This is a genomic window from Microvirga sp. BF8, from assembly GCF_059888585.1.
Genome location: NZ_CM187619.1, coordinates 1416536 through 1426953 on the forward strand (window position 1 = coordinate 1416536; position 10418 = coordinate 1426953).

General features: G+C 65.1%; 14 protein-coding genes and 1 pseudogene. 2 read left to right on the forward strand and 13 right to left on the reverse strand.

All coding sequences use genetic code 11. The annotated features are described in order from the left end of the window. Positions 1-4 precede the first annotated feature (4 nt). Complete coding sequence (gene arsA, locus AC522E_RS06830; RefSeq protein ID WP_500749646.1) at positions 5-1849, reverse strand: arsenical pump-driving ATPase; 1845 nt, start codon at positions 1847-1849, stop codon at positions 5-7. Between the two features lie 28 nt (positions 1850-1877). Further along, a pseudogene (locus tag AC522E_RS06835) lies at positions 1878-3064 on the reverse strand (thiolase family protein). Positions 3065-3259: 195 nt separating this feature from the next. Between AC522E_RS06835 and AC522E_RS06840 the strand changes: the two are divergent. Next, positions 3260-3859 (forward strand): Crp/Fnr family transcriptional regulator, encoded by a 600-nt coding sequence (locus AC522E_RS06840; protein ID WP_500750602.1) that lies wholly within the window; start codon positions 3260-3262, stop codon positions 3857-3859. A gap of 87 nt (positions 3860-3946) precedes the next feature. Then, positions 3947-4654 (forward strand): hypothetical protein, encoded by a 708-nt coding sequence (locus AC522E_RS06845; protein ID WP_500749647.1) that lies wholly within the window; start codon positions 3947-3949, stop codon positions 4652-4654. A gap of 141 nt (positions 4655-4795) precedes the next feature. On the opposite strand, the gene arsB is transcribed toward AC522E_RS06845, so the two are convergent. The 11 genes from arsB to AC522E_RS06900 form a co-directional block, all read right to left on the reverse strand. Beyond that, complete coding sequence (gene arsB, locus AC522E_RS06850; RefSeq protein ID WP_500749648.1) at positions 4796-5863, reverse strand: ACR3 family arsenite efflux transporter; 1068 nt, start codon at positions 5861-5863, stop codon at positions 4796-4798. 11 nt (positions 5864-5874) lie between these two features. Further along, the gene (arsC, locus tag AC522E_RS06855; RefSeq protein WP_500749650.1) at positions 5875-6300 is read right to left on the reverse strand and encodes an arsenate reductase (glutaredoxin); all 426 of its coding nucleotides are present in this window, start codon (positions 6298-6300) and stop codon (positions 5875-5877) included. Between the two features lie 10 nt (positions 6301-6310). Continuing rightward, positions 6311-6853 carry an arsenate reductase ArsC gene (locus tag AC522E_RS06860; protein WP_500749651.1) on the reverse strand — a complete coding sequence of 181 codons (543 nt, stop codon included), beginning with the start codon at positions 6851-6853 and terminating at the stop codon, positions 6311-6313. Continuing rightward, positions 6846-7202, reverse strand: a complete 357-nt coding sequence (locus tag AC522E_RS06865; protein WP_500749652.1) for an ArsR/SmtB family transcription factor — start codon at positions 7200-7202, stop codon at positions 6846-6848. Before AC522E_RS06865 ends, AC522E_RS06860 begins: the two co-directional genes overlap by 8 nt. A 248-nt stretch (positions 7203-7450) precedes the next feature. After that, on the reverse strand, positions 7451-7963 hold the full coding sequence (locus tag AC522E_RS06870) for a response regulator (protein ID WP_500749653.1): 513 nt from the start codon (positions 7961-7963) through the stop codon (positions 7451-7453). Between the two features lie 439 nt (positions 7964-8402). Further along, positions 8403-8549 carry a hypothetical protein gene (locus AC522E_RS06875; RefSeq protein ID WP_500749655.1) on the reverse strand — a complete coding sequence of 49 codons (147 nt, stop codon included), beginning with the start codon at positions 8547-8549 and terminating at the stop codon, positions 8403-8405. Between the two features lie 18 nt (positions 8550-8567). After that, complete coding sequence (locus tag AC522E_RS06880) at positions 8568-8894, reverse strand: hypothetical protein (RefSeq protein ID WP_500749656.1); 327 nt, start codon at positions 8892-8894, stop codon at positions 8568-8570. 86 nt (positions 8895-8980) lie between these two features. Beyond that, positions 8981-9274, reverse strand: coding sequence for a hypothetical protein (locus tag AC522E_RS06885; protein WP_500749658.1), 294 nt, complete (start codon positions 9272-9274; stop codon positions 8981-8983). Positions 9275-9279: 5 nt separating this feature from the next. Further along, positions 9280-9480 (reverse strand): hypothetical protein, encoded by a 201-nt coding sequence (locus AC522E_RS06890; protein ID WP_134499942.1) that lies wholly within the window; start codon positions 9478-9480, stop codon positions 9280-9282. Positions 9481-9630: 150 nt separating this feature from the next. Next, positions 9631-9840, reverse strand: a complete 210-nt coding sequence (locus AC522E_RS06895; RefSeq protein WP_414470657.1) for a cold-shock protein — start codon at positions 9838-9840, stop codon at positions 9631-9633. A gap of 350 nt (positions 9841-10190) precedes the next feature. Beyond that, positions 10191-10418, reverse strand: coding sequence for a hypothetical protein (locus AC522E_RS06900; protein ID WP_500749660.1), 228 nt, complete (start codon positions 10416-10418; stop codon positions 10191-10193).

Genomic DNA, 10418 nt, shown 5'->3' on the forward strand with positions numbered 1-10418 from the left:
AAGGTCATTGCCCGGTCGGCGAAGCCAGCCTTTCCCCGTGTCGATCCTTCGGCACCTCATGGTCCGGCGCCGCGAGCTTCCTAAGCGCTGGCACGCCGGTTGGCGCGTCGGCCAGCCAAGGAATGACGAAGACCTTGTCGGCGAGGTCCCTGCGGATCCGCTCGACCTGCCTCATTTCCCCGGCCAACCGCATCCGCAGCAGCGGGTCATGCGTGCCCGCCGCCAGGAGGCTGCGGTTGATCACCCAGGCGTAGGGCTCGATCTGCGCCCGGCGCAGGTCGTCCTGGAGCGCCGCCGCCTCCGAGACGGGCGTGGTCTCGGGCAGGGTCACGAGGATGACATGGGTGTAGGCAGGGTCCTGGAGACGCATGAGCGGCGTGACGATCCTACCCGAGGCATGCGTGCCGGGTACCTCGGTGAGGTCGCGCGTCATCTGCCGGTGATAGGCTCCCGTCGCGTCGAGCAGGAGCAGCGTGTGTCCCGTGGGAGCGGTGTCGAGCACGACGAAGGCGCTGCGTGCCTCCGCGACGATGCGCGAGAACGCGTGGAACACGGCGACCTCTTCGGTGCAGGGTGAGCGCAGGTCCTCGCGCAGCAGGGCACGCCCGTCCTCGTCCAGGTTGGCGCCACGCGCGGCCATGATCTTCTCGACGTACCGTTCCGTCTCCGCCTTGGGATCGATGCGGTCGACCCGTAGGCCCGGCAGGTCGCCTGCGACCGTCATGGACAGGTGAGCCGCGGGGTCCGTCGTGCTCAGGTGGACCTCGTGCCCGCGCTCGACCAGCCCGACCGCCACGGCGGCGGCCACCGCGGTCTTCCCGACGCCGCCCTTGCCCATCACCATGATGAGGCCCTTGCCCTGGGCCGACAGGGTGTCGACCAGACGATCAAGCCCGGACACCTCCGTCGGCAGCAGCGCCGTGGAGGCGCGGGAACCCCCAGCCGGAGCGCTCCGCGTCCCCACCTCGAACAACGCCCTCAGGGCCGGCAGGCCGACCATATCGAAGGGATGCAGGGGAACGGTGTCGGCGGGCAGCCGACGCAGGCTCTCGGGCATGGCAGCCAGGGCCTGCCGGCCGCTTTCCTCCAGGGCCTTCGCAATGGGGTCGTCCGAACGGGTGGCGTGGAACACCCCGTTCACGACCAGACGCTGGTTGAGCAGCCCGAGGGCCTGAAGCTCTCCCGACGTCCGCGCCGCCTCGGCGAGTGCGCTCCTCTCGGGCCGCGTCACCAGGATGATCTCCGTCTCGCGGGCGTCGGAAAGCACAGTGAGGGCCTTGTTGAAGCGTTCCTCGCGTATCTTGAGACCGGAGTGCGGACCGAGGCAGGACGCTCCCTGATCGTTCTCAGCCAGGAAGCCGGTCCACGCCTTGGGCAGGCTCAGGAGCCGCAGGGTGTGCCCGGTGGGCGCCGTGTCGAAGACGACGTGATCGTAGCCGGCCTCGTCCCCGGCAAGGAGCCCGGCGAACTCGTCGAAGGCCGCAACCTCCGTGGTGCAGGCACCGGAGAGCTGCTCGCGCACCGTGTCGCGTTCCTGCGAGGTCGCGCCGCTCATCTGGACCATCACGCGGCCCCGGTACGCATCCGCCGCCGCGTCCGGGTCGATGTTCATCGCCGAGAGGCCCGGAGCACCTGGCACGGGCGTCGGCCTGTCGCCCAAGGTGACGCCGAGCATCTCGTCCAGGTTGGAGGCTGGGTCGGTGCTGACGAGCAGGACGGTCCGGCCCGCCTCGGCCAGCGCCAGCGACGCGGCGCAGGCGACCGAGGTCTTGCCGACCCCGCCCTTGCCCGTGAAGAACAGATGACGCAGTGGATGCGCGAGGAAACCCGGGCGGTGCCGTTCCGTCATGATCGTCGAGCCTTGTGCCTCTCCGACCTCAGGAGAGTGTCTCGACGGCCAGGGCGATGCCCTGGCCGCCACCGATGCACAGGGTCACGATACCACGCTTCAGCCCATCCCGCCGCATGGAGTGGGCAAGCCGCGTCGTCAGGACCGCACCCGTCGCCCCGATGGGGTGGCCATGGGCAATCGCGCCGCCCTCGACGTTGACGATGTCCTCGGCGAGTCCCAGCTCGCGGGTCACCGCGAGCGCGATGGCGGCGAAGGCCTCGTTGATCTCGACCCGGTCAACGTCTCCCAGGGACCATCCGGCCCGCTCCAGCGCCTGCCGCACGGCCGGCACCGAACCGATACCGAACATGCCCGGCTCCACGGCGCCGATGCCATAGGCTGCGGGGCGCACGCTCGGCCCGAGGTCGTTCTTCTCGGCGAAGCCGCGCTCGGCCACGATCATCGCGGCCGCGCCCGTGTTGAGACCGGGAGCATTGCCGGCGGTGATCGTGCCGTCCTTGCGGAAGGCGGGCTTCAGCTTCGAGAGACTGTCCACCGTCGTGTCGACGCGATTGTGCTCGTCGCGGGCGAACGGCTCCGGCCCCTTGCGCCCCTTGATCTCGACCGGCACGATCTCCTGGTCGAACCTGCCCTCGGCCTGAGCTTTCGAGAACCGTTGCTGCGAACGCGCGGCCCACCGGTCCTGGTCGTCGCGGGAGATCTGGTGCTGCGAGACGAGGTCCTCCGTGTGCCAGCCCGAATGCTCGCCCGAGAAGGCATCGTTCAGGCCGTCGTGCAGCATGCTGTCGTAGATCTGGGCATTGCCCATCCGGTAGCCCCACCGCCCTCCGGTCATCAGGTACGGGGCCATGTCCATGTTCTCCATACCGCCGGCGATGGCGGCGTCATGGTGCCCAAGCCAGATCTCCTGTGCGGCCGAGGCGATAGCCTGTGCGCCGGATCCGCAGACGCGGTTGACCGTGATGGCGGGCACCTCCACCGGAACGCTGCCATGGAGGGCCGCTTGCCGGGCCGGGTTCATCCTGTTGCCGGCCTGGACGACGTTGCCCATGACCACCGAGCCGATCTTTCCTGCGTCGAGGCCGGACTGCTTCAGGGTCTCGTGCACGACGGCGGCCCCTAGGTCCGTGGCGGTTTCGTCTTCAGCGAGCCGTTGTAGGTGCCGATGGCGGTACGCACCGGATGGCAGAGCACGATTTCGCGCTGGGACATAAGCATGGTCTCCCGGGTGATGGGCGTGAGGACTGGGGAGGAACCATGGTGCCCGGCGGGAAAATCCGCATCGACATCGCTCAAGGTGTACCTTGGTCAGGACGGCAGCCACGCCCCCACGCAGCCGTTGCGTAGTGTGCGGCCGGGGTACAAGGATGCCTGCTACAGACCGGGAATTGGAGAGGTGCAGTGAGAATGCCATCCGCCACGTGGCTTCAGGAGACGCTGGGGTCACGGGCTCCACTCCGCGAGCTCGCCGCTGGCGACATCCTGTTCGGCCAGGGGAACCCCGCGACTGCGGTGTACGCAGTCGAGAGCGGCCGGGTCCGGCTCGTGCGCCAGACCGTCGATGACCACTTGGTCGTGCTCCACACGGCACGGGCAGGCGAGCTTTTCGCGGAGGCTGCCCTGTTCTCCGAGATGTATCACTGCGACGCGGTCGCCGCCGTCCCTTCCCGGGTCTGGCAATACCCGAAGGACCAACTGCTGACGGCCCTGCGCGCGAACCCCGAACTGTCGGAGGCGCTGATCGCGCGCCTGGCCCGCCAGGTGCAGGGGCTGCGCTCGCGGCTCGAACTGCGGAATATCCGCTCGGCCCGGGAGCGCGTGTTTCAGTACCTGCTTCTGACAGCGGGGCCGGACGGGCGGACGGTGGCCCTGGATGGCCAATTGCAGGACATGGCCGCGGACCTCGGGCTGACCCGTGAGGCCTTCTATCGCACGGTTGCGGCGCTCGAGGCGGAGGGTGTCATCGCGCGGACCGATCAGGCCATCGTCCTCTGGAAGTCGGTCTGAAAGCGCCAACGTATGATCCGGATCATACGCGAGCGGGCGGTTCCGGTGTACGTAGGAGGCGTCAGGCTAAAGCGAAGGAGTTTCGTCATGTCCCTCTTGGTCAAATCCGGCGTCGTCGCCGCGGCGCTCCTGGCCACCACCCTCTCCGCATCCGCCCAGATGACGCACGGACACCCGAGCATGCCCGACCACGCAACGGCAGCTCCGGCCGGGCAACGGATGCCGCCCCATGCCGACATGATGGAAGGCGGCATGCCCAAGGACATGATGCGGATGCACCAGCAGATGATGCAGGGGCAGGGCGGCACGGGCGCGCACGGCATGAAGCACCAGCCCTCCGGGGAAGCCACGCAGCCGACCCTTCCGGGCCAGGATGCGTTCGGGGCGATTCAGGAGGTCGTGCGATTGCTGGAGGCGGATCCGAACACGCATTGGTCGAAGGTCGACATCGCGGCATTGCGCGAGCATCTCATCGACATGAACGAGGTCACCCTTCATGCAGCCGCCGACGAGAGGCGGCTCGACAACGGCGTCGAGATCGCGGTGACCGGAGCGGGGCGTGTCCTCGACGCGATCAGGCGCATGGTGCCGGCTCATGCCCGCGAACTGAACGGGACCAACGATTGGTCCACCTCCACCGCGGAGATGCCGAACGGGGTCAGGCTCACGGTCACGTCAAGCGACCCGAAGAAGGTGCCGAAGCTCCAGGCGCTCGGGTTCATGGGCCTGATGGTGCAGGGCGGTCACCACCAGCCGCATCACTTGGCGATCGCGGCGGGCAAGTTCCGGCATTAAGCCGCAGCCGGGCGGCCATGCGGATTACCTGCGCCGGTACGTTCCATCACCTCTTTCCGCGCTCAGTCACTCGATCGAGAGCGGCATGATGGTCCCTTCGACTGGCCAACACCCCACCCGCGGATGAAGAGCGACCGAAGCTCACTCCCCGGCGGGAGCCCGGCGTACGAGAGGCATCGCACGCTTGGCGCCGTGCTCGTACCAGCCCTGGCTCCTGTTCACGATCCAGACGACCGAGAGCATCACGGGCACTTCGATCAGCACGCCCACCACTGTCGCCAGTGCCGCGCCCGAATTGAACCCGAACAGGCTGATCGCGGCAGCTACGGCGAGCTCGAAGAAGTTTGATGCGCCGATCAGGGCGGACGGGCCGGCGACGCAGTGCTGCTCGCCCGCGACCCGGTTGAGAAGGTAGGCCAAGCCGGAGTTGAAGTAGACCTGGATCAGGATCGGCACCGCCAGCATGGCAATGATCAGCGGCTGCGCCAGGATCTGCTCGCCCTGGAAGCCGAACAGCAGCACCAGGGTGGCGAGCAGGGATACCAGCGACAGCGGCTGCAACACCCGGAGCAATCCGGTCAGGGACGCCTCCCCACCGCTGGCCAACAGGCGAGAGCGCAGAAGCTGTGCCAGGACCACCGGGATGACGATGTAGAGCACGACCGAGAGCAGGAGCGTATCCCACGGCACCGTGATGGCCGAGAGCCCGAGCAGCAGCCCGACGATGGGCGCGAAGGCCACGACCATGATGACGTCATTGAGCGCCACCTGACTCAGGGTGAAGTGAGGCTCGCCCTTGGTCAGGTGGCTCCACACGAACACCATCGCGGTGCAGGGCGCCGCCGCCAGGATGATCAGGCCGGCGATGTAGGAGTTGATCTGGTCCGCGGGCAGGTAGGGCCTGAACACGTAGCCGATGAACAGCCAGCCGAGCGCCGCCATCGAGAACGGCTTCACCGCCCAGTTGATGAACAGGGTCACGCCGATGCCGCGCCAATGCTCGCGCACACGCCCGAGCGAGGCGAAGTCGATCTTGATCAGCATCGGGATGATCATGAGCCAGATCAGGGCCGCCACCGGCAGGTTGACCTTGGCGACCTCCAGCGCGCCGACGGCGTGGAAGAACCCGGGGAAGACGTGGCCGAGGGCAATGCCCGCGACGATGCACAGGGCGACCCAGAGGGTCAGGTAGCGTTCGAAGATGGACATGCGGGATTCCTTCAGGCGGTGGCCGCGCGGCGCCCGGAGGCGTCGACGACGATCTCGCCGTCCTCCTTGCGGAACTCGCCGAGCTGCGGCGGCAGGAGGTCGAGCACGGACTCGGACGGACGGCACTGGCGCACACCCTTGGGCGTGACGACGATCGGACGGTTGATCAGGATCGGATGCGCCATCATGGCGTCGAGGAGTAGATCGTCGCTCAGGGATGGATCGTCGAGCCCGAGCTCGTGGTAGGGCGTGCCCTTCTCGCGGATGACGTCGCGGACCGCGACCCCCATCCGATCAATGAGCTGCCGCAACAGGAGCCGCGTCGGAGGCATCTTCAGGTACTCGATGACGTGCGGCTCGATGCCTGCGTTGCGGATCATGGCCAGGGTGTTGCGGGACGTGCCGCAGTCCGGGTTGTGGTAGATGATGACGTCCATGGCGGTAACCTCAGGCCGAGCGGCGGTCGAAGGGGAGAACGGTGCCGCAGGTGGCGCCCTCAAGGCGGCCGATCTCCCGCAGGTGATGGGTCAGCGCGACTTCGTCGAGGCTCGCCATCGGCAGCGCCAGAAAGGCGGAGATCCGGTTCTTGAGGTATTTGGCCGCCTGGACGAAGGCCCGTTCCTTCTCGATGTCGGTGCCTTCGATGGCGGCGGGATCCTTGATGCCCCAGTGGGCCGTGGCGGGATGGCCTAGCCACACCGGACAGGCCTCGCTGGCGGCGCTGTCGCAGACGGTGAAGATGAAGTCCATCGCGGGCGCATCCGGTCCGGCGAACTCGTCCCAGCTCTTGGAGCGGAAGCCGTCGGTAGGGTAGCCGAGGCTGTCGAGCACCTTCAGGGCGGACGGATTGACTGTGCCCTTGGGCTGGCTGCCGGCCGAGAACGCGTTGAAGCGTCCGGAGCCGTCCTTGCGCAGGATGCCCTCGGCCAGGATCGAGCGGGCGGTGTTGCCCGTGCACAGGAACAGGACGTTGTAGGGACGGTCAGCCATGGGCTTTCTCCTTCGGAGGACAGCAGGGCGTCAGGGCGTCCACAAGAGGGGCACACACGTCCGGGTGTCCGTCGCAGCAATCCTTGAGCAGGAAGGTCACAACCTCTCGGAGCTGGTCGAGATCGGCACGGTAGATGATCGAGCGGCTGCGGCGCTCGGATCGGACGAGCCCTGCCCGGGACAGAATCCCCAGGTGTGAGGACATGGTGTTATGCGGGACCGCCAGCTCCCGTGCGACGTTGCCCGCAGGCAGGCCATCGGGTTCGTGCGTCACCAAGAGGCGGAACACGTCAAGGCGGGTCGGCTGGGCGAGGGCCGCGAGGGCGAGGATGACGTTGTGTGATTCCATATGTCGAGACTTATAGAATTATCACCGGAAATGCAAGTGCAGATCCGCTCAACACGGCTTCTTGCAAGGGCCGCTAATGCACGTTCCGGACGGGGGCGAGCTTCCGCTTTGGATAGGAACACTGGTCGTTCCTGTCAGTAAACGAGTTTAACTGCTTGACCCAGAGCTGACTCTAGCCGTCCCAACATGGTTTGCGTCTGACACGGTTCCGTCATCCCGTTCTGCGAAATTCCGCGCTCCTATCAGCTCTATTCCTCGGGCTCAGGAAGGGGCTGGGCCAAGCCGCCCGCAGCGCCTGTGCCGGTGTGGGGCTCGCTGATTTTGATCCCGGAGGGAAGCGCGGGAACTGCGGCTTCAGCAGGGATCTCAGTCGGGTCTGGCGGCAGCACTGTCCTCACGCCGGCAACCAGATCGGCGGGCCTGTAAGGCTTGGGAATGAACAGCGCGCCTGAGGGAAGTTCTTCCGGCCCAGGTGCCATTCTGCCTGACGTCACCACGAGCCCGATCCGAGGCCAGGCCTTCCTGACCACACGGGCCAGCGTAAAGCCGTCCAGGGAACCTGGCATTTCCACATCAGTCACGAGAACTCGAATGTCGGCTGTCGCCTCAAGTAAGGCCAAGGCTTCATCCGCATCGACCACCTCAATGACTTTGAAACTGCCTTCTTCCCGCAGCACATCCACAGCCATCATGCGACCGAGAGCTTCGTCCTCCGCAAGAAGGACAACCACCGCCTGCCGGCTGACTTGAGTGGTGTTCATGGCGACCCTTATCCCTTATCTGCACTCAGACAGGAATGCTGGGGCGCTCAGGGCTGGGTGGCTTGAAGCCAAAGCCGCCCGTAACAGCAGCGGCGGCGGAGCCCCTTTTTATCCCTCAACCCCGCGACGAGATAGCTCAATAGTGCCGCGACCCTGGAAGAGTTCCATGCATGGGCTTCTGTGAATTACGCGACCTTGCCCATCGGGTTTGTCCAGGTCCTTCTCACGAACCGGTCGATGAAGGACTGATACCCTTAAATAACGGTTTTGCGGTCGACCGTGGCGTCGATCGCCACCATGGGCATGCGGGTAGCCTCGATCCCGGCGACGAACTGGCCGCCGCGATGGAAGGCACTCACTCGCTCTCCGGTTTGTCCCGGAATGATGCCAGCGGGTGTCGGGTCAGACTCCGATTGATTTCACTTCCGTCGCGGTCCAGTTACGATACCCGCTTGCCGCCGGCCGGTTTCGCCGGGGTGCTGCCCTTGCCCTGGTTCACGAAGGGAGACGCTGGGATCGGGTTCTTGGGCTTTTCCTGCTTCGGCTTCTTTGCTTCGCGGTTACCGCGCTTCTCGCCTCTGGCCATGGGATACTCCATTGTCGGTCAGGATTTGGGAAAGATTGTCTCAGTCGTGGACGGCTTGTCGAGCAGATGATCGAAGTCGGTCAGCACGCGGTCGATCAGCGTGCGGCGACGCAGATCGGATGCGTCCAAGCTCCGCGCAAACAAACCCAGCAGGTAGCGCGCCTTCTCGACAGCCTCCGGCCAAACGGTGGCGGGTGCGGCCGCAAGCAGATCTTCGAGTTCTGCTTGTCTTGCGTGGAGTGCTGCCTGGTCGGCCTCAACCTCGGACCGCAGGCGTCGAAGATCAGTGGCTTTCTGGGCTGCCATGCCGCGATGGGCGTCAAGCTTGGTTGGTTGGTCGCCCATGGCGAGCCTCCTCCTGCGGGTTTAGAAGCGAAATTGTTGCCAGCGATGTGATCTCATCCTTGCATTCATCTCCGCACCGGTTGTTGTTAGGCTCGCTCCGTGAGCAGGCGCGCCAGCGTCTTGGCTTGCTGGGTACTCTCGCCGATAGACTCGGGCGTCACGAGGTGCCACGCGTGGGCTCGAAGGGCCCAGGCAACGTCGGAGAGGCTGCCGATTGGCTCATGTGGCCACGCAGGCTCGCCTGTTGGCGTGAGGATCATGAACTGGCGTGACGCCTTCCGGCCGACCCGAGCAACGTACAAGGCCTCATCGCCCTGTCGAAGCAGGGCGACAGGATCGTAGATTTGCGATCCGCGAAAGAAGGAATCTGCGCTGGTCAAAGGGTTCACGCCTGCGCCGTGATCTCGCTCTCGCGCACGGCGCGCTCGCCGAAGCCGGACGATTTGATGCGGTAGGAGACCTCACCGGTCTGATCGGCCGGCATGAGGCGGGTCACCTCGTAGATGCCGCTTGTCGTTGCGCGCTTATCCGAGAAGTTCGGGTGGGTGATGCGGACGAGCTGACGAACTTTATACTTGTGAGACATTCATTGCTCCTGGAGCCCGACTGCTGTCAGGCAGGGCCGGACGGACAACCGCTGCCGGGTGATTGCGAGCGCAAACAAAAAGCCGCCCCACAAGGGAGCGGCTTCAGGACCGAGCGGCACAGGCCTATGTCCTGAGCCGGTCATCAGCAATCACGCTGTTTCGATGTTGTTGACGGCGATCTTGCCGGAGCGGCGGTCTTCTGCCGTGTCGAAGGAGACCTTCTGGCCTTCGACCAGGCCACGCATGCCGGCGCGCTCAAGGGCAGTGGCATGAACGAACACGTCCTTGCTGCCATCGTTCGGCTGGATGAAGCCGAAGCCCTTCATGTCGTTGTAGAATTTCACTGTGCCCATGATCATGGGGGTAACCTTTCGTGATTGCCGTAGATGCACGTGAGGGACGGCGCGCAAAAGCGCGACCTCAACTCGATTTGTCGATGTAATGGTAAGAGAGTCCGAACGTGCGCCCGACAATGTCAAAAGCGAAACGACCCGATTGTCCGGCCAAAATCCGATAAAAACTATATAGGTCTATTACTAGAGAATAACAAGTGCTGTCTATCTTTGCTTTTAATTGAGGAAAGACTTGCGGGCGTTCGAGCTTATCAGAGGTCGGGGCTGTGCTTAATGGGGCGGTTTTAGCGTTTGCCAGCCTCGTGCGATGCACACCCGTCTGCCGCCGCTGGCATTCGGGCGCAACCGGGTCCACGTCAGAGGTGCGATGTCTCCTCGTCCAACAAGGACCCGATCAGGCGGATTAGCTCCTGGTGTTCAGGGCCGTGCCCAGAATTCAGGAAGGCTCCGATCTCGATATGACCGACATTGCCGCCAGAGGCTGAGTTGGCTTCATGCCGAACGAAAACCTCCCCCGACGCATTGCGGATTAAGAACCAGCGGTCGCCAGTTGGGCTACTGTACAGCTTTCGTGCCTTCGTCAT